Here is a 19,868-nt window from a genome sequence, read left to right on the forward strand (position 1 = left end):
GCATCGTCAAGCAGGCGGGGCCAAGTATTTCTGCGACCATTGCGATATGCGGGACGGGCCGATTGCCAGCACCCGCCCCCTCCTCTAGCGCCATCGCGGTGACGGTAAGGTGACGCGATGCGCTTCGTGCGGGCTTTTTGGCGGTTCCTCGTCGGCGTCAAGGATCTGCTCGCGCTGATCCTGCTGCTGATCCTGTTCGGGGGGTTGTTCGTCGCGTTGGCCGCGGGCGGATCCGCTTCGATCCCGGCGGGCGGCGCCCTGGTGCTGGACCTGAAGGGAAGCCTCGTCGAGCAGCCCGCCGACGCCCGCGCGCTCGACGTGTTCGGCGGCGGATCGGCGCCCAACCAGTACAGGCTGCGCGACATGATCCGCGCGGTCGACGCGGCGGCGACCGATGGTCGGGTCAAAGCGGTGACGCTGGAACTCGACGGCTTCACCGGCGGCGGCCAGGCGGGGATTTCCGAACTCGGCAGCGCGCTCGATCGGGTACGCGCCAGAGGCAAGCCGGTGTTCGCCCGCGCCATCGGCTACGACGACGCCTCCTACCTGCTCGCCGCCCACGCGAGCGAGATCTGGCTCGATCCGATGGGCGCGGTGCTGACGCCGGGCCCGGGCGGAACGCAGCTCTACTACAAGGGGCTGCTCGATAAGCTGGGCGTCGAGGCGCACGTCTATCGCGTCGGCAAGTTCAAGTCGGCGGTCGAACCGTTCGTGCGCACCGACGCCTCGCCCGAGGCGCGCGCCGCCGAAGAGGCGCTGATCGGCGCCCTGTGGACGCGGTGGCAGGAGGAGGTCGCGGTCGCCCGTCCCAAGGCGCGGTTCGCGGACTATCTGCGCCCGCTCGTCGCCGGCCGCACCCCGAACGGCACGCTTGCCGAGGCGGCGCTCTCCGCCGGGCTCGTCGACAGGCTGGGCGACAAGCTTACCTTCGGGCGGCGCGTGGCGGGCATCGTCGGCCCGGACCGGAAGGGCGGCCCGGGCAGCTACCGCAGCATCGCGCTCGACGGCTGGATCGACGCCAACCCGGCGCCGACCTCCGGCGCGGCGATCGGCGTCGTGACGGTGGCGGGCGACATCGTCGACGGCAAGGCGGCGGCCGGAACGGCGGGCGGCGACAGCATCGCCGACGCGCTCGACCGCAGCCTGGCGCGCGACGACCTGAAGGCGCTCGTGGTGCGCATCGATTCGCCCGGCGGATCGGCGACGGCGTCCGATCGTATCCGCTCGGCGATCCTCGCCGCCAAGGCGAAAGGCCTGCCGGTGATCGTCTCGATGGGGTCGGTGGCGGCGTCGGGCGGCTACTGGGTGTCGACCGCGGGCGACGCGGTGTTCGCCGAGCCTTCGACGATCACCGGCTCGATAGGCGTCTTCGGCATCATCCCCACCTTCCAGAAGTCGCTCGCTAAGATTGGGCTCTCGACCGACGGCGTGCGCGCGACGCCGCTGTCCGGTCAGCCCGATCCGCTGTCCGGCACCACGCCGGAGGTGGACGCGCTCATCCAGGCCGGCGTCTCGCAGACCTATGCACGCTTCCTGGTGCTAGTCTCGCAGGCGCGTCACCTGCCGCTGCTGCGCGTCGACGCGATCGGCCAGGGCCGCGTCTGGGACGGCGGACGAGCACGGGCGCTGGGTCTCGTCGATCGCTTCGGCGGCCTCTCCGACGCGATCGCCGAGGCCGCGCGGCGCGCGAAACTCGATCCGGCCAAGATCCACCCCGTGTTCGTCGAGCGGCCCTCGTCGCTGAGGCTGCGGCTGCTCAAGCGACTCACCAGCGGCGACGACGACACCGACGCGACGCTCGCGCGCGATCCCTTCGCGCGGCTGCACGCCAGCCCGGAAGCGGCCTTGGCAAGCGTGCTCGGCGATGTTCGGCGGATCGTGGCGGGGCCCGCGATTCAGGCGCGCTGCCTCGCCTGCGGAGCCGCCGAGCCCCCCTCCCCGTCGGATGCCGCCGCCGCACGCCGGCTGCTCGCCGCCGGCGGGCTGTGAGCGCGCGGCTAAGCTCCTAGGTTTACGCGCGCCCAATTACCCCTGGCCGGCCCGGAACGACACTAGCCAACACAGGTTACGAGCGGGCGGCTCCGGCCGTCCATTCGGCCGGAGTGACCATGCCCGATCTTACCTGCCGGGACCTGCAATGCGACGTCGCGATCATCGGGGCGGGCACCGCCGGCCTCGCCGCCGAGCGCAGCGCGCGCAAGGCGGGCGCCGCCACGCTGCTGATCGACCCGGCGTTCAACGGCACCACCTGCGCGCGGGTCGGCTGCATGCCGTCCAAGCTGTTGATCGCGGCGGGCGAGGCCGCGCACGCGGTGCGCGAGGCGGGCCGCTTCGGCGTGCGGGTGCCTGCGCCGGACATCGATGGCGCGGCGGTCATGGCGCGCGTCCGCGCGCTACGCGACGATTTCGTCCGCGCCACCGTTGAAGGCCTCGACGACCTGCCTGACGGCATCATGGTCAAAGCCCGCGCGCGGTTTACCGGCCTGACGACGCTCGCGCTCGATGACGGCCGGACGGTGGCCGCCAAGGCAGTGGTGATCGCCACCGGCGCGACGCCTTCCATCCCCCCCGCCTACGATGCGGTGAGGGATCGCGTGCTCACCCACGAGACCGTGTTCGAGCTTGCCGACCTGCCGCGATCGCTCGCGGTCGTCGGCGCCGGGCCACTGGGGCTCGAACTCGCGCAGGCGATGGCGCGGCTCGGTGTCGACGTGACCGTGTTCGACGAAGGAAGCTCGGTCGGCGGCATCAAGGACGAGGCGGTCGCGGCCGAGATGCGCAGGATCCTCGGCGCCGAGTTCGCTTGGCGCCTCGACACCGAACTGGAAGCCTCGCCTGCCGAAAACGGTGTGCGCCTGGCGTGGCGCGGTGAGCAGGCGGGCGAGGCGGTGTTCGAGCAGGTGCTGGTCGCCGCCGGCCGGCCGCCGGCCCTCGAAGGGCTGGACCTCGGAACTGCCGGGCTGGAGCTCGACGATCACGGCACACCGATCTTCGACCGCGCGACGATGCGGTGCGGCGGCAGCGCGGTGTTCGTCGCGGGCGATGCCGACGCCGATCGGCCGGTGCTGCATGAGGCCTCCAGCGAAGGCGCGATCGCGGGGCGCAATGCCGCCTTGCACCCCGATACGTCGCCCGCGCGCCGCACGGTTCCCTTCGCGATCATGTTCACCGACCCGTCGGTGGCGATCGTCGGCGATGCCGTCGCCGAAGGCGCGATCGTCGGCACCTCCTCCTACGCCGATCAAGGCCGCGCCCGCATGATGGGCACCAACCGTGGCCTTGCCCGGCTGCTCGCCGACCCCGCCGAGGGGCGCATCGTCGGCGCGACGATCGCGGCGCCGGGCGGCGAGCATCTCGGGCACCTACTCGCCTGGGCGATCGAGCAGGGGCTGACCGCCACCAAGCTGCTCGACCTGCCGATCTACCACCCGACTTACGAGGAGGGGCTGAAGACGGCTCTCCGCGAGATCTGCGCGGGCACCGGCACGGAGCCGCCCGCCGATCGCGACGAGGGCAATCCGGCGGGCGGCTGAGCGGGCCGTACCCGCCACAGCATCAGCCCCGCGCCCGGCAGCGTCACACGATTCAGCCAGCCTGGCGCGCGGCCCGCCAGCAGGTGCGCCGCGAAACCGCGCGGCGCCTCCTTGCGGTAGACGGAGAACTCGCCGAGTTCGGGACAGACGAGCACGTAGCCGATGCCGCGCTGCCGCACGATCCGCTCCGCGACCGCGTCGCTGCCGGTCATCGCGGACAGCTCCTGTGCGATCGCGGCGTGGCTGCGATGATGCCCGGTCGCCAGCACCGCGTGAGGCGTGTTGAGGAGAAGCGCCGGCCCGTAATCGATCGGCGCCAGGAAGTAGCCCGGCGGCAGTGCGGCGAGCGCGCGGTAGGCTGCGGGCGTCTTGCAATCGCTGGGCGCCGGCTTGTCGGCGGCCGCCGGCTTCGCGAGCAGCAGAGCGGCGAGGATGGCGGCCGCCCACGGACTCAAGGCAAGGATCGCGGCGACGCTGCCGAGCACGCGAACCGGCGCCGACCCGCTGCGCCGGACGAGACGCACCGCGAGCGTCATCGCGCGCGCCGCGGGCGCCAGCGCCATCGCATTTGACAAAGAACCCGCGCGCATCACGAGGATGCCGACCGCCGTCGCCGCGAGCAGCATCACCGTATAGACGAGCCACGCCTCCCGCTCCGCCCCGCGCGTGCCTCGGGCCGCGACCCCGGCGCAGGCGAGGCCGACGATCGGAAAGCCGGTCGCGCAGATCGCCATCATCAGGCCCGCGTGCCACACCGGCAGGCCCTCGCCGACTTGGGCTAGCCAGAGCCGCTTCTCCAGCGGACCGAGCGCCGCGAAGGGATCGAGCCCGCAATGCGGTGGCACCGCGCGCAGGGCGATGCCGGCTGCGAGCGCGATCCCCACAAATCCCGCCGCGCGGGTGAGCCAGGACCGGGCCGGCGCGCGCGTCCACGCCGCCGTGCCGATCGCCACGACCGCGAGCGCCAGCAGGTGCGGCCAGGACACCGCGTCGCAATAGACCGCGCGCCAGGCGGACGGCTGGTGGAGGAGCGCGAACAACGCCGCCTCGAACCCCGCCAGCACCACCGCGAACTGGACGATCCGCGCGCGCGCCGTTGCGTCCGGCGCGACGATCCATCGCGCGGCGACGACGCCGCCGAGCGCGGCTGCGAGGGGCAGTTGTTCGAGCGAGATCTGCAAGGCGACGGCCATCGCCGCGCCAGCGATCGCACCGCCGCGACGCCACGGCGCAACGGTCGCGGCGAGCGCCAGGAGGGAGCAGGCGATCTCCCAGCCGTGGTGATCCACGCGCAACGGCTGGATCTGCACCGTCAACCCCAGCACCGTCGGCGCCAGGGCGGCGGCAAGCAGCGCCGCCGGTACGCCCGCGAGCCTGCGCGTCATGAAGGCGATGGTCACGACCACCGCCAGCAGCGTCAGCATCGGCACGGCGAGCGCGGCACCGAACTCCGCAGGGCCAGGGCCGACCAGCGGGCGCAGCAGCAGCTCGAACGCCGCGATCGGCGCGTCGACGATCCGCGACCAGTGCATCGGGCCGCCGAACGGCGGGTTCACGCGATGCTGGCTCACGTCCCAGAAGGATTGCCCCGCCAGCCAGTCGCGCACCTCGACGAGGCGCAGCTCGTCGTCGGGGTCGGGGTAGGCACGCACGGACAGCCCGTGCGCGTGCAGCGCGAGCAGCAGCGGGATCGACGCCAGCCAGATGGCGAGCACGGCAAGTACGAAGCGGCGCGTCGTCCACTCCCAGCCGCCCGACCGGGCCGTCGGGGCGGTGATGGGCTGGTGCAGCACGGTCAGGCCGCGCGGCGCGCGGGCTGCTGCTCGGCGAGGCGCTCGGGCACGGCGCGGGTGGAGGCGAGCGCGGCGCGGATGCCGGTCTCGTCGCCTTCGCGGCCGGCCTCGTGATACTCGGCGTCCTCGTTCACCGCCCAGACGTCGTACAGCCGCTCGCCGGCGACGATGTTGCGGACGGTGAGCATCGCCGTCATCATCGCGTGATCCTGGTTGTTGTAGCGGTGCATCCCGTTGCGGCCGACGAGGTGGAGCGTGGGATAGCGCTCCTCCAGCTCGCGGCGCAGCGCGTCGACATTGTCGCGGTAGGCGGCGTCGTAGACGGGGTAGGCCTTCTCCTGCCGCACCACCGCGCCGCCCTCGACGGCCGCCGGGTCGCAGAGGCCGAGCGCCGCCATCTCGCCCGTGGCGAGCGCGACGAGATCGTCGTCGGGCATCGCCCACAGCCCGTCGCCCTCGAAGCAGAAATATTCGAGCCCGACGCAGGCCAGCTCCGGATCGGGCACCATCTCGGGCGACCAAGAGCGGAAGTTCTGGATGCGGCCGACCTTCACCTTGGGATCGTGAATGTAGATCCAGTTGTCCGGGAAAAGGTCCGCCGAGCGGATCTTCAGCGCAACCGTCAGGAAGTCGCGGTACTTCAGGTCAAAGCCCGCGCCAGCGTTGGCGGGCAGCGGGTAGATACGCGCGGCGAGCTCGCGCATCGGCGCCGATGAGATCACGTCGCGCGCCCGGATGACCGTGAGCGCGCCGTCCTCGTTGTACGCGGCGATGTGCCAGCATTGGTCGCCCGGATGCCAGGACAGCGCCTGCAGCGAATGGCCCATCATCACGACATTGCCGGCCGCCTCCACCTTGTCGCGCGCCGCCTCCCACATCATGCCGGGGCCGCGGCGCGGATAGCGGAAGGTCTCGAGCAGCGTCTTGGCGCCCATGCCGTCATTGGGCTTCCTGTTGAGGCCGAGCGAGCGCTTGAGCCCGTCGAGCACCGCGCCGCCGAGGCTCAACCCCTTGATGCGCTGCGCCGCCCAGTCGGCGGAGATCTCGTCGCAGGGCATCCCCCACACCTTCTCGGTGTAGGTCTTGAAGAAGATGCCGAACAGCTTCGCACCGAACTGGTTGACCGTCCAATCCTGAAAGGATCGCGCATCGTTGTTGGGGAGGAGCTTGGCCTTTGCGAAAGACGCCATGCACATCGTCGAGCGCCACAGGCCGAGATTGCCCAGCGCCTCGAAGGCGCGCAGCGGGTAGCTGTAGAACTTGCCCTCATAGTAGATGCGGCTCATCCGCGGCCGCTCGATGAAGTCGTCGGGCAGGATCTCGTTCCAGAGATCCACCACCTGCTTCGACTTCGAGAAGAAGCGGTGGCCGCCGATATCGAAACGGAAGCCGTCATGCTCAACGGTGCGGCTGATGCCGCCGACGTAGCGCGGATCCTTCTCGATCACGGTGACGGTGCGGCCCTCCTTGGAGAGGAGATAGGCCGCCGTCAGCCCCGCCGGCCCCGCGCCGACAATCCCGACATCCACGATCCCGCGCATCGCCGTCCCGCCGTCCGTCATCGCTCGATCCTCACTCCCCAACGGTGAAGCAGGTGCGCGATCAGCCTCTAAGGAGTGGTTAACGAGAGGTATCCGCGCGGCGTCTAAGCCGATGGCCGGGCATCGTGCCTGCTGCTATCGCGCCGACCGGTGGAGGCCGGCTCATGATATCCGTGGCGTTGCTGTTATCGGCCGTGACGGCGCCGGTCGCGCCGCTCTCGACGACGATGCCCTACGAGGCGCTCGTCCGATGCGTGCGCGATCGGCTCGCGCCTGCGGGCCGGGTGACGGCGATCAACACCGCCGCCGGCACGTTGCTCGATTTCGCGTTCGACACCGTTGGCTCCGACGGCAAGGTCGCCTCCGCCCGGCTCAGCTTCACCATCGAGGATCACGGCACCGAACGCTCGCTCGCCGTGACCGCACCGAGCCCCGCCGACGCGGGCCTCGCCCAGCAATACCAGAAACAGGTCGGCGTCCGCTGCGCCGCACCCGCCGCTCAGGGTGCGCCATAATCGGCGATCAGCCGGGCGGCGACGCCGTTCGTCCAGCCGAAGCCCTGCTGGTTGGGATACTCGCCGCCCCCGCCCCTGCCCCGCCGCTCGACGTCGTACTTCTCGACGAGCACGCCGCGCGCGCGATAGTCCGCGGCGACGGTGGCGAGCCAGCGGCTCGCGATCGTGCGGGCGAGCGCGTCCTCGCCGCTGCGGCGGAGGCCGGCGATCGCGATCCACTGGAGCGGCGCCCAGCCGTTCGGCGCGTCCCACTGCTGCCCCGTGCGGATCGCGGTGGTGCGCAGCCCGCCCGGCGCGAGCAGCCGGCGGCGCACGGTCTCGGCCGTCGCGGCGGCCTGCGCCGGTGTCGCGACGCCTGCAAACAGCGGGAACAGTGAGGCGGCGGTGAGCCCCGGCGTCGGCCGTCCGCTCCGCCACTCGACGTCGGCGAAGGCACGCTCGCGCGGGCGCCACATAAGCCGGCGGATCGCCGCGCCGCGCCGCTCCGCTCGCCGGCCATATTCGCGCACGCAGGCAGTATCGGCGAGGCGCAGGCAGCCGGCGGCGATCGCCAACTCCTGCCCGTAGAGCAGGCTGTTGAGGTCGACGGGGGCGATCGTCGTCACCCGGATGTCGCCGAGTATCCGGCCGCCTCCGAGCCAGCGCGACGAGTAATCCCACCCGCTCTCCGCACCGGCGCGCAGCTCGCGCCAGACTTCGCGCACGGGGCGGCCGGCGGTTCGCGCGGTGGCCACGTCCTCGGCGTAGCTCTCGTCGCGCGGCGTGTCGCGCGCGTCCCAGTAGCGGTTGAGGAGGCTGCCGTCGGGCGTGCGGACGACGTGGAGCAGCGCGCCGCCCGCCGCCACCTGATCCTCGCCCAGCATCCAGTAATCATGCTCGGCGCGCAGCGCCGCCAGCCGCCGCCGAAACACGGCTGCATCGCGCGAGCATGAGAGGCCGAGCATCAGGAAGAAGGCGGGCGGCTGCGAGCGGCTGAGATAATAGCTGCGCGTGCCGTTCGGAATGTGGCCGTAGCGCTCGATAAGCGAGGCGAAATCGTCGATCATCGCCTCGACGAGATCGTCGCGGCCCTGCGCGGCGAGCCCCAGCATCGTGAAATAGCTGTCCCAGTAGTAAAGTTCGCGGAAACGACCGCCGGGCACCACGTAAGGGGACGGCAGCGGCAGCGCCGATCCGCCCGCCGGCACTTCCGCCGCCGGGCGCGTGAGCACGGGCCACAGCGAGCCGATATGCCGCGCGAGCGGAACCGCGATCGCGCCGGCGGGCGGGCGCGGTGGCAATGGAACCGTCGGCAGCGTGAAGTTGGCGGCGACGAAGGCGGCGAGCGCGGCGCGATCCGCAGGGGGCCGCCGCCGGTAGTCGGAGACGATCGCACCGGGGTCGCGGCGCGGCACAGCGTCGGCGAAGCTCTTGCTGTCGGGCAACAGCCGCGCCTGCTCGACGGCGCGATAAAGCGGTCCGTAGATGTCGGCGGGCGTAGCCACCGCGATCCCGGCGGGGGGCAGGCGCGGCGCCGGCGTCGCCGCGACGATCGCGATCGCGGCGAGGAGCAGGCGCGGGACTCGGCGGGGCATCGCGCCGAGCTTGAGCGTTCCGGACGCGCTTGGCGAGGGCGGGGTTGCGGCGTCCCGGCACGCAGTCCACTGGCGCCACCATGGCGGCCCGGGCGGACGAGCGGTGGTTCTGGAGGGAGGCGCGCGCCACGATCGCGCTCGCCTGGCCGCTGGTGCTGACGAACCTCGCGCAGGCGCTTATCCAGGCGACCGACGTGGTGCTGCTCGGCTGGGCGGGGCCGCAGGCGCTTGCGGCGGCGACGCTCGGCGCCAATCTCGTCTACGCCTGCGTGATCCTCGGTAGCGGGCTGATGACGGCCTCGTCGCCGATGATCGCGCGCGAGGTCGGGCGCCGCGCTTCCTCGGTGCGCGACGTGCGACGCACCGTGCGCCAGTCGATGTGGTCGGCGGTGGTGCTGGTGCTGCCGCTGTGGGCGCTGCTGTGGTGGGCCGAGCCGGTGCTGATCGCCTTCGGGCAGGATCGCACGCTCGCCCATGGGGCGGTGTCGCTGGTCCACCCGATGATGCTCGGCATGCTGCCGCTGTTCTTCTACTATGTGCTGCGATCGTTCGTGGCGGCGCTGCGGCGGCCGGGCTGGGCTCTGCTCGTCGGCGCCTCCGCTGTCGTCACGAACGCCGTCATCAACTATGGGCTGATCTTCGGCCATTACGGGCTGCCGCGGCTCGGCATACGCGGTGCCGGCATCGGCAGCGCCCTCTCCAACCTGCTGATGTTCGTAGGCTTGGCGGCGGTCATCCACCTCCACCCTCGCCTCCGCCGCTACCGGTTGCTCGGGCGCTGGTGGCGGGCCGACTGGCAACGCTTCCGCGAGGTGTGGCGGCTCGGGCTGCCGATCGCGCTCACGCTCGGCCTTGAGGTGACGGTGTTCAATGCCGCCGTGTTCCTGATGGGGCTGATCGGCACGCCCGAACTCGCCGCCCACGCGGTTGCCATCCAGATCGCCGCCTTGTGCTTCATGGCGCCGCTCGGCCTCGCGCAGGCGGCTACGGTGCGCGTCGGCACCGCCTATGGGCGCGGCGACCGCACCGCCATCGCGCGCGCGGGCTGGTCGGCGTTCGTCATCATGCTGGCGGTGATGGGCTGCACCGCCACGCTGCTGCTGGCGGCGGCGCGACCGCTCGTCGGCCTGTTCCTCGATCTGCGCGATCCGACGCAGGCGCATGTCGTGGCGCTCGCCGTCTCCTTCCTGTCGGTGGCGGCGCTGTTCCAGCTCGTCGACGGCGCGCAGGCGGTCGGCGCGGGGATGCTTCGCGGCCTGCACGACACCGCCGTGCCGATGCTGTTCGCGGGGCTCGGCTACTGGGTGGCGGGGTTCGGCACCGCGATCGGTCTGGCCTTCGGGCTTGGCTGGGGAGGCCTGGGCGTGTGGATCGGGCTCGCCACCGGGCTTGCCGTCGTCTCGGCGCTCATGCTCGCGCGCTGGACGCGACGCGAGGCGCTCGGCCTTCTGCCTGGCGGCTGACGGCGGCGCGACTGGACCCGCTTGGGCCAGCGCGCTATTCGTTACGTTATGGTGACGGAGGCTGGACAGGACGCGACGTGAACTACGCCGCCCCGCCCACCCGGTTGTCGCTCGCCCGCCGGTTCCATCCCATCGATGCACTGCGCGACGGGCCGCTCGCCCCGTTCTTCGGCGAGCCGATGCTCGATGTGCGGGACCTGGCAGGGGCCGACGAGGCCTCCTACGCCACCGTGCTCGCCGCCTGGCGGCTCCAAGACGAGGCGGACTATCGTGCCGCGCTGCAAGGCTGGTTCGATTGCGTGGCGCCGGGCGGCCACCTGATCGTCGTGGTGCCGCACGCCTTTCTCTACGAGCGCCAGCTGACCCTGCCCTCGCGCTGGCACCACGACCAGCGCCGCCTCTACACGCCCCGATCGCTTCTGGAGGAACTAGAGGAGGCGTTGGAGCCCAACCGTTACCGCGTGCGCTTTTTGGGCGATCTCGACTCCGGCTATGATTATGCGGCGGGTCGCGACGATCCCCCGGTCGGCCGCGCCGACGTCGCGCTCGCGATCGAGCGCATCGTGCCGCCGGCCTGGGAACTCAGCACCGGCACGCAGCCGGCCATCGCGCGCGGCGACGCGCCCGATTACACGTTCGAGCCGGTGCGCACCCGCGTCGAGACGGCGATGCGCCGCCTGATCGGCCGCATCCTGATCCTGAAGCTCGATCATGTCGGCGACTTCGCGATTGCGACACCCGCGTTGGCGCGCGCACGCCGCCGTTTCCCGGACGCGCGCATCACGCTCGTGGTCGGCACCTGGAATGTCGACGCGGCGCGCGCGCTCGGCGTCGCCGACGAGGTGATCGGCTTCGATGCCTTCCCGCGCAATTCCAGCGAGGAGTCGGCCGACGTCAACGCCACCGTCGGCCGTTTCCGCGACCTGATCGTGGAGGATTACGATCTCGCGGTCGACATGCGCACCGACAAGGACACACGCGAGCTACTGAAACGCGTGCGCGCGCCGTTGAAGGCCGGGATCGGCACGCACGGCGAGTTCCCCTTCCTCGATATCTTCCTGCCGCTCGACTTCAACCGAAACGAGCCGCAGACCGCGCGCGAGGATCGCCTCAGCCACCACGACTTCGCCTCGCAGGGATCGGTCAAGCGCTGGGACTACCGGCTGGTCAGCGACAAGGATCGCGTCGAGCGCGGCCACGCGCTGATCTGGGGGCCTTACTGGCAGCTCCGCCCAGGCCGCTACATCTTCGAGCCGTGGCTGGAGCTGGAGGACAATATCCACGGCGGCCTGATCGAGCTCGACGTTGCGCTGGAGGAGAGGCGCCGCGTGGCGCTGCCCTGCGCGCAGCCGGGCCGCTACCGGCTGGAGTTCGAGGTGGAGGAGCCGCATTCGCGGTTCGAGTTCCGCATCCACACGGTCGCCGACCTGCCGTCGATCAGCTTCAGCTTCTTCGGCGGCCGGCTGATCCGGCAGGGCGGCGGCAGCCTGCTCCACCAGTCCGAATATGGCGCGCTGCTGCTGGAATTGGTGACGATGCGGCTGGAGCGGACCGGCCTGCTCGAGGAGGTATCGCTGCCGTGAGCGACATCGTCGTGGCGCCCTTCTCCAACAGCGACATGCGCGACTGGCCGGTCGCGCACTATGGCGAGTGCGTGCGGCTGCTGCTCGCGCGCTGGCCGAGTGGCGGCACCATCCACGTCGTCGGCACCGCCAACCAGAAGCTCGCGGCCTGCGGCGTCGTCCGCCAGGCGCCGACCGCGCGCGTCGTCAACCAGTGCGGGCGGTGGAGCTGGGACCGCGTGCTCGGCGAGATCGAGCGGGCGGCCTGCGTCATCGTCAACAATTCGGGCATCGCCCATATCGCGGCGGGGCTCGGCGCACCCACGGTCTGCGTGTTCGGCGGCGCGCACGATCGCAGCGAGTGGCGGCCGCTAGGCCCCAACGTCATCGTCGTCACCCGTGCGATCGGCTGCTCGCCCTGCCAGCTCGATCACGGCCAATCGAGCTGGTACGGCAAGGCTTGCCTCCGCCAGATCGAGCCCGTCACGGTCGTCGAAGCCGCCCTCGCGGCGATGGCGCGCGACCGGAGGGAGGCGGCGTGAGCGACGAGAGGCCCGACGACACGACCGGCTCGCTCCTTCAACGTCTGGAGAGCTTGGAGCGGCGGGTGGAGCTGGAGGCGGAGCGCACGCTCGTGCTGCAACGCAGCCTCGCCGACGTCACCGATCGGCTGGACGCGGCGCGCGGCGACGTCAAGGCGGCGAGGCAGGCGCTGGAGGAGCAGGCGCCCCGCATCCGCGACGCGCTCGATCGCACAGGCTGGCACGGCGACGAACTGATGCGCCTGCGCGCGGCGCTCGATCGGCTCGACCGCCAGCTCGCCCTGGACGCGGAGGAGAACCGGCGCGGTTTGGCCGGACTGCTGGAGCGGCTGACGAGCCAGGCCCGCTGACGCTCGACACCCGCGTCACACGTACCAGGCGTCGTCCTCGCGGATCGGCATCGCCTCGAAGCGATCGCGCGAGAGCAGCGGGTGCCAGGCGGGATCGGCGGCGATCCAGCCCGACCAGCGTGCGAGGAAGCGCGCGATCGTGTCGCCGCGCGGCGGCGCCTCCCCGCGCGACGCCTTCTCCGTGTGGATCATCTCGGCGTCCGGCGTGCAGACGATGCGGTAACCCAGCGCGCGCAGCCTGAGGCACAGGTCGGTATCGTTGAACTCGACCGCGAAGCGCTCGTCGAAGCCGCCGACGAGCTCCATGAGGCTACGCCGCGTCGCGAACACCGCCCCCGTCACCATCGACCATTCGCGGTGCACCGACGCCCAGTCGAAGTAACTGCCGCGTTCCCGCCTGTGGCCGACCCAGGCGTGCGCGACGCAGGTGCCGTGCGGCGCCAGGCCGGCATGTTGCAGGCTGCCGTCGTCGAACAGCAGCCGCGCGCCGACGCCGCCCACTTGCCCGTCGACCGCGAAGGTCTGCAAGCCGCGCAGCCAGCCCGGCGCCATGCCGTGGACGTCGTCGTTGAGGAAGACGATCTGCTCGGTCTGCGCCATCCGCCATAGCCGGTTCATCTTGGCGGCGTAGTTGAAGGGCTCGTCGGCCGCGCGCGGCGTGGCGACGCGGGTGAGCGCGAAGGGGTACGGCGCGCGCGCCCAGTCGGGCTCCTCTTCGCGATCGTCGCCGACGACGATACGCAGCTTGTCGGCCGGCCAGTTGGTCGCCCCCAGCGAGGCAAGCAGGCGCTCGATCGCCGGCACGTCCGTGCCGGGTACTGTGGCACGCCGCGTCGGGATCAGGATGGTGACCGGGGGCTCCGCGCCGGGTGCGAAGCGGCGGCGCAGCAGGAAACTGCCCAGCGCCGCGCCATCCGCTATGTCGAACGCCGCGAGACGGGGCTGCGTGCGCAACATCGCACGATAATCCTCCGGCATTGCCAAGACGCGCTCGCCGGGGTGGGCGAGCAGCACCTCAGGGATGCGCGCGATCGATCGGCCCGAGGCGTGCGCGCGGAACAGCAGGTCGGCCACCGCCGCCGTGCCGCGCGCGGCGTCGAGGCCGCCAAGCTCGCGCCACGCATCGGCGCGGACGAACAGCGGCGCGCCGACATAATCCTGCGCGGCCAAGAGCGTCGCGTCGAACTCGGGCTTGCGGCGGATCTGCTCGCGCGGTCGCTCCGTCCTCACCGCCACGTCGTCGGCGTAGAAGAGCTGGACGTCGAGCCGCGCCGCAACGGCGGCGAGCAGCCGCGTCGCCAGCAGCGGCGAGGCGAGGCTGCCGGCGGGCGCCAGCGCGATCCACTCCGCGTCGCCAGCGTCCGATGTGAAGTCGTCGGGAACGTCGCCGTCCGCCGCGAGCGCCATCAGGCGGACACGATCGTCGCCACTACCCCGCTCCAGCGGCACGCCGGCGACGAGGTTGAACGGCAGCGGCTCGAACGTGCGCGCGGCGAAACGCTCGGTCTCCAGCGCGGCGAAGCTCCGCGCGATCGCCGCCGCCACCGCCTCCGCCGACAACCGCTCGGCGACGCGCGCGCGCGCCGCCTCCCCCACCCGGTCGTCGCATGCCTCGACCGCATCGGCCGCCGCGACCAGCGCTGCCGAGAGCGCCGGCTCGTCGATCCGCGCCCAGCGGCCGCCGGCGGTGTAGTGGCCATAGTCGCGGTCCAGCACCCAGTCGTGCCAGCGCACCGGGTAGCCGGTCGTGGCGTCGAGGATGTCGGCGCTGCCGCCGAAATCGGTCGCGACCACCGGCTTGCCCGCCGCCATCGCCTCCGCGATCGTCAGCCCGAAGCCCTCCGACGCGTGCGGCGAGGCGTAGATGTCGGCGGCGGCGACGAGCGCGTCGAGGTCGTCCGCCAGCATCCGGTGATTGAGCAGCGCGACCTCGCGTTCGCCCGCGACGAACGCCGCGAACGCCTCGCCGTCCTCGCGCCGGTCGTATAGGTGCTTGACCTTGAGCGCGAGCGTCCAGCCCCGCTCCGCCAGCCCCGAGGCCGCGAAGGCGCGGACCAGCGCCGCCGGGTTCTTGCGGACGAGATAGCTCGATCCGTCGAACACGTAGAGGATGACACGGCGCGCGGGATTGAGCTCCAGCGCACCGAGGATGTCCGCGCGCGAACGGGCGGGCGCCGGCGGCAGCGGCACCACGTGCGGCACCACGTCCACCGGCGGCCCGTCCTGGCCGGAGAACAGCCGCGCGCAATAGCGGCTCGGCGCCCAGATGCGATCGACCGCGCCGAAGCGGTGCCACCAGGCGCCGGGGATGTGATCCATCTCCCACACCCAGTAGCCGATCCGCCGCCGCGCGCGGCCGATCTCGTCGAGCTGCTCCTCGTCGAGGAGGTGCCAGCTATCGGGGTTAAGGTGGACGACGGCGATGTCGGCGTCGCCCTCGAAGTCGCGCACGTCGACCGCCGGCGCGATCGGGCGGTGGATGTGGAAGCGCTTGCGCACCGGGTGGAGGTTCAGCCGCACGCCGGTGCGGCGCAGCGCCGCGATCAGCCCGCGCGAGGCGCTGCCGAGGCCGTTGTCGTAGTTCCACGGTCCGTAGAAGGCGACTTTGAGCGTGGCCGCGTCCGCCACGCGCGGCAGCGGGTGCGCGTAGAGGCGATCGTCGCCGTCGCGCGGAATAGGCTCGCGCCCATGCCCGACCACCGCCTCGATCAGCGGCACGTCGAAGCCGGCGCGCGCCAGCGTCGTGCGCCAGCCCTCGACGTTGACGTCGGGGAAGGCGCCGGCGAGCAGCAGCACCTTCACGAAAGGGAAGCCGCGATCGACGAGCTCGCGCCAGCCGCGCAGCATCGGGTTGAACGCGGCCTGCGCCGGGTAGAGGATGTCGAGCCTGAGCCCCGCGCCCTCGATCTCGCCGGCGAGCGGCACCTCATAGTCGCGGATCACCGCGTTCTTGTCCTCGGCGATCCGCACCTCGCGGAAGAAGCGCTGGAGCGAGAAGCTCGACAGCGCCGCCGGCTTGAGCGCCAGGAAATAGCTTTGCGCGTGCCAGCGATATTCCAGGCTGGCGGTCAGCGCCACCGCGTCGGCTACGGACGCGCGCACGTCGGCGATCAGCGGCGCGATCCGCGCGTCGGCCGCCACCACGCTGTCGTTGGCGAGGATCAGCGTGCCCGCGCTCCACAGCTCAGGGAGGAGATGCAGCGCGTGCGCCCAGGCAGCGAAGTCGTAGCCCACATTCTCGCGCACGATCACGCCGGCGGCCAGCGCCAGCAACTCGGACGGCAGGTCGAGCGGGCGCTCGGTCGCCGCGATCAGCAACACCTGCACGCCCTCGGCGATGAGCAGGCGGAGCGTGCGCGCGACGTGCGGCTTCAGCGCCCCGGTGGCGCTGTGCGTCACGTACAGCGCGATCTCCCCGCCCGCCTCGAAACGCAGCGGCTTGACGATCTCGACCCGCGCGTCCCACGCCCGGCGCCGTTCGTCGACGGCGCGCTCGCGCGGGCGGGTCTCGAAGGGCGATCCCTCCAGCTCGGCACCGTCGGACGCGCGGCGGGCGTGGACGCGGACCGGACGATCGAGATCCAGGAGCGCGCGGAACTCGTAGCCATCCTCGCGCCGCACGCCGGCATTCGCCCAGGCACGGCCGATCGCGCGGTCGTCCTCGTCGACGAAATCGATCCGCGCGCGATCGTCGTCGCCGCCGTCGGCCAGCCAGCCGTGGACGACCTCGCGATAGAGGTATTCGATGCGGCCGACGAAGGGCCGCGCCTCCTCGGCCGGCTCCGGTTCCGGCTCTGGCTGTTCCGGTTCCGGTTGTGGCTGCGGCTCCTCTGGCGCAGCCTGTGCGGCCTCCTCGCGCTCGACGGCCTCTATCTCTCGCCGCGCGTCGGCGTTGTCGTCGGTCGCCGCGCTGCGACGATAGAGCGCCAGTGCGCCGTCGGCATCGCCGAGTATCCTACGGCAATGCCCCCAATAGAGCAGGAGGTCGCCGTCGTCGGCTCGTAGCGTGGCGGCGGTGGCGTAGGCGCGATCGGCCTCGGCGGGCGTGCCCTGCTCGCGCAGCATGTGACCGAGCTGGACCCAGATCGCGAAATCGTCGGGATGCCGCACCAGCCAGCGGCGATAGCCGCTCGCCGCGTCCGCCCAGCGCCGCTCGTCCCGCGCGCGATCGGCGTCCTTCCGCGCGGCGCGCGCGTGGCTGTCGAGAAGGCGATCGCGGATCATGACGGGACCAGAATGACGAAAGGCGAGACGGTCGGGCTGTGTAGGGGCGTTGGCCCGTGCTAGGCAAGCCGGGCCCGCCCCGCCGATCCGATCCAGCCATGCGCCCCCTCCCCCCCGCTTTCGACGCCGATCACTACCGGCGCGCCAATCCCGCGCTCGCGTCGCTCGACGACGAGGCGGCGGCGCGGGACTATGCCGAGAGCGGCCGCACCGGCGGGCGGGTGGCGTCGCCCGCAGCGCTCCGCGAGGGCCTGACCGCGCTGATCGACACGGGTCGCCCGGCGCTGGAGATCGGACCGTTCTGCAATCCGCTGCTGACGGGCGAGCAGGTCCACTACAGCGACGTCCTCGACGCCGACGGGCTGCGCGCACGCGCCGCGGAGATCGGCATCGGCCCGGCGCGCTGCCCCGAGCGCATCCACCATGTCGGTGGCCTGGGAGACGTCGCCGAACGCTTCGACGCGGTGCTGTCCTCGCACGCGATCGAGCATCAGCCCGATCTCGTGCGCCACCTGGAGGATGTCGCCGCCCTGCTGGATCCGGGGGGGCGCTATTTCTTGATCGTGCCCGATCGCCGTTATTGCCTCGATCACTACCTGCCGGACAGCAGCCTGGCCGACATCCTCGCCGCCTATCAGGAGGAGCGGACCCGCCACCCTGCAGCGAGCGTGGTGGAACATGCGGCGCTCACCACTCACAACGATTGCGTCCGCCACTGGCGCGGTGATCACGGTGCGATCGATCCCGCCGAACAGGCACGTCGGGCGGGCCGAGCCCTCCACGAGTACCGCTCGGCCGAAGGTCGCTACGTCGACGTGCATAGCTGGCAGTTTACGCCGGCGAGCTTCGCGACTCTGATCGCCGCGCTCGGCGAGGCGGGGCTCTGCGCCTTCGAGGCGGAACGCGTGTACGACACGCCGCGCGACCGCAACGAGTTCTGCGCGGTGCTGCGGCTCGCCGGCCCCCGCCGCCGCTCGCCGAGGCGCGGGCGGAGCTCCGCGACCCGCGTGCTCCAGACGGCGGATCCGATCCGCTACGCTCCCATGCTGGCGCAGACCGGGCGCAACGTCGCGCAGTATTGCGACAGGCTAGGCCTGCGCTACGAAGCCTATGTCGGCGTCCGGCGGGGACGATGGAGTTGGCAGGCGACGTTCAACCGCATCCTGATGCTGCGCGACCTTCTCGACGCGGGGTTCACCGGCTGGGCGCTCTACCTCGATGCCGACGCCTATATTCGGGACTTCGACTTCGACCTTCCCGCCTTCCTGCGCGAACGGGGCGATCGCGCGGCGCTGTTCGCCGCCGCCGGCGTCGAGGTGGAGGCGTGGGATGTCAATGCCGGGGTCGCCTTCGTCAACTTCGGGCACCCGCTCGGCCGACTGCTCGTCGAGCGCTGGCACGCGCGCTTTCTGGCGATCCCCGACGCGTGGCTCGACGAGGCGTCGGACTGGACGCACCCGCACGATCAGGACCTGCTGCAGGCGATCCTGCGCGAGGACTCAACGCTAATCGACGCGATCGAGGTGCTGCCGCTCGATCTTATCAACTCCGCGCACGCGCGCTTCGTCCGCCAGCATGTCCGCGCCCATCACGGCTCGTTCGCGGAGCGGCTGCGCGAGATCGGGGCGGAGGCGCAAGCGGCGCTGGTCGCCGGGGGCGGCGAGCCGGCCGTCCCCCACGCCAACGGCCGCAGCCGCGAGCTCGGCCGGTTGCTCCACCCCGCCGAGGCCGCGCCGCCGCTTCGCATCGCGCCGGACGCCGCTCCCGATGTCGAACGCGCGGCCACGCTGGTCGAGGCTTGGCGTGCCGCGCCGCATCGCCACGCCACGCCGGACGAGGCGGCGTTCGCGCGGCTGCTCGACGCGGGCGATGCGAATGCCGTTGCCGCGGCGCTGGCGGCGCTCGGCCGCTCCCCCGTCGCGCATGGCCATCTCGGCGGCGCGCGCCAGCACCGGCGCTGCGAGCAGGATGCCGCCTTCGCCGCGCAGCGCGCGCTCCAGACCCGCGACGCGCTGTTCTCGCTGGCGGAGATCGTCGGCGCGCGGCCGGCGCAGGTGCCGGATGCCGGCCCGTGGGGCATCGCGGCCGAGCAAGATGCGGCGGCGCTGGCGCGGGCGATCGGGCGGACGCTCGGCTTCGCGTTGCGGCCGCCGCCCGCGATCGGCGCGCATCTCGGCATCGACGTCGACGGGGGTGCGATCCTCCACCTGCGGATGATCGAGGCGGCCCACACGGCGTGGCGGCTCGCCAGCCTGGGCGACCTCCTGGTCGACGGCGTCACCGAGATCGGCGGTGGCGTCGGGCTGAACGCGTGGTACGCACGGGAGAGTGGGCTTGCCTCCTACCGCATCGCCGCGCCACCCGTGCTCGCGATCGTTCAGGCCTATCTGCTCGGCACCGACGCCGCAGTTGGCGATTTCGCGGCGCCGGCCGGATTGCTGCTCGCGGACGAGATCCTGCTGCGGATGGACGAGGCGGAGGTCGAGGAACGGCTCGCCGCCGCACGGGCCGCCGGGGCGCGCGCGCTCTTCGCCATCGATCATGAAGGCTCGCGCGATGCCGCCGGCATTCCCGTCACCGTCTCAGCGAGGGTCGCGGCGGCGGGCGGGTGGCGCCGCGTCTCGCGCGCACGCCACGCGCTCCGCGCCGGCTACCTGGAGGAGCTGTTCATACCCGCTTGAGGTGAGCTGCGGCGACTGCGCGGTTGACACCGGACGTCTTGCGGCTAAGTCGTCGGGCCGACTGGCAGCGTGTGGCCAGGCCCGATGGCG

At 72.0% G+C, this 19,868-nt stretch carries 12 protein-coding genes; 8 read left to right on the top strand and 4 right to left on the bottom strand.

Annotated elements, in window-relative coordinates; genetic code table 11:
* Window positions 1–117: 117 nt before the first annotated feature.
* Both sppA and ACOFKX_RS00995 read left to right on the top strand, forming a co-directional pair.
* Complete coding sequence (gene sppA, locus ACOFKX_RS00990; RefSeq protein ID WP_419825232.1) at window positions 118–1,989, top strand: signal peptide peptidase SppA; 1,872 nt, start codon at window positions 118–120, stop codon at window positions 1,987–1,989.
* A gap of 119 nt (window positions 1,990–2,108) precedes the next feature.
* The gene (locus ACOFKX_RS00995) at window positions 2,109–3,533 is read left to right on the top strand and encodes a dihydrolipoyl dehydrogenase (RefSeq protein WP_419825233.1); all 1,425 of its coding nucleotides are present in this window, start codon (window positions 2,109–2,111) and stop codon (window positions 3,531–3,533) included.
* On the opposite strand, the gene ACOFKX_RS01000 is transcribed toward ACOFKX_RS00995, so the two are convergent.
* A complete protein-coding gene (locus tag ACOFKX_RS01000; protein ID WP_419825234.1) occupies window positions 3,434–5,326 on the bottom strand; it encodes a hypothetical protein in 1,893 nt (630 codons plus the stop codon). The genes ACOFKX_RS00995 and ACOFKX_RS01000 overlap by 100 nt on opposite strands.
* Window positions 5,327–5,328: 2 nt before the next feature.
* Window positions 5,329–6,888 carry an NAD(P)/FAD-dependent oxidoreductase gene (locus ACOFKX_RS01005; RefSeq protein WP_419825235.1) on the bottom strand — a complete coding sequence of 520 codons (1,560 nt, stop codon included), beginning with the start codon at window positions 6,886–6,888 and terminating at the stop codon, window positions 5,329–5,331.
* A 152-nt stretch (window positions 6,889–7,040) separates the two neighbouring features.
* Here ACOFKX_RS01005 and ACOFKX_RS01010 point away from each other — a divergent pair, with 152 nt between their 5' ends.
* A complete protein-coding gene (locus tag ACOFKX_RS01010; protein WP_419825236.1) occupies window positions 7,041–7,382 on the top strand; it encodes a hypothetical protein in 342 nt (113 codons plus the stop codon).
* On the opposite strand, the gene treF is transcribed toward ACOFKX_RS01010, so the two are convergent.
* The gene (gene treF, locus ACOFKX_RS01015) at window positions 7,367–8,956 is read right to left on the bottom strand and encodes an alpha,alpha-trehalase TreF (RefSeq protein WP_419825237.1); all 1,590 of its coding nucleotides are present in this window, start codon (window positions 8,954–8,956) and stop codon (window positions 7,367–7,369) included. The genes ACOFKX_RS01010 and treF overlap by 16 nt on opposite strands.
* Before the next feature lie 80 nt (window positions 8,957–9,036).
* Here treF and ACOFKX_RS01020 point away from each other — a divergent pair, with 80 nt between their 5' ends.
* The 4 genes from ACOFKX_RS01020 (at window position 9,037) to ACOFKX_RS01035 (ending at window position 12,873) form a co-directional block, all read left to right on the top strand.
* Window positions 9,037–10,419 (top strand): MATE family efflux transporter, encoded by a 1,383-nt coding sequence (locus ACOFKX_RS01020; RefSeq protein ID WP_419825238.1) that lies wholly within the window; start codon window positions 9,037–9,039, stop codon window positions 10,417–10,419.
* A gap of 77 nt (window positions 10,420–10,496) precedes the next feature.
* Window positions 10,497–12,002, top strand: a complete 1,506-nt coding sequence (locus ACOFKX_RS01025) for a glycosyltransferase family 9 protein (RefSeq protein ID WP_419825239.1) — start codon at window positions 10,497–10,499, stop codon at window positions 12,000–12,002.
* Window positions 11,999–12,523 (top strand): glycosyltransferase family 9 protein, encoded by a 525-nt coding sequence (locus ACOFKX_RS01030; RefSeq protein ID WP_419825240.1) that lies wholly within the window; start codon window positions 11,999–12,001, stop codon window positions 12,521–12,523. Before ACOFKX_RS01025 ends, ACOFKX_RS01030 begins: the two co-directional genes overlap by 4 nt.
* A complete protein-coding gene (locus ACOFKX_RS01035; RefSeq protein ID WP_419825241.1) occupies window positions 12,520–12,873 on the top strand; it encodes a hypothetical protein in 354 nt (117 codons plus the stop codon). Before ACOFKX_RS01030 ends, ACOFKX_RS01035 begins: the two co-directional genes overlap by 4 nt.
* 15 nt (window positions 12,874–12,888) lie before the next feature.
* Here the strand turns inward: ACOFKX_RS01035 and ACOFKX_RS01040 are convergent, their stop codons facing one another.
* Window positions 12,889–17,097, bottom strand: coding sequence for a glycosyltransferase (locus ACOFKX_RS01040; protein WP_419825242.1), 4,209 nt, complete (start codon window positions 17,095–17,097; stop codon window positions 12,889–12,891).
* Window positions 17,098–17,195: 98 nt separating this feature from the next.
* Here ACOFKX_RS01040 and ACOFKX_RS01045 point away from each other — a divergent pair, with 98 nt between their 5' ends.
* Complete coding sequence (locus ACOFKX_RS01045; protein WP_419825243.1) at window positions 17,196–19,778, top strand: hypothetical protein; 2,583 nt, start codon at window positions 17,196–17,198, stop codon at window positions 19,776–19,778.
* Window positions 19,779–19,868: the final 90 nt, after the last annotated feature.

The sequence above is a fragment of the Sphingomonas sp. genome (assembly GCF_965200105.1).
Taxonomy (GTDB): Bacteria; Pseudomonadota; Alphaproteobacteria; order Sphingomonadales; family Sphingomonadaceae; genus Solisphingomonas.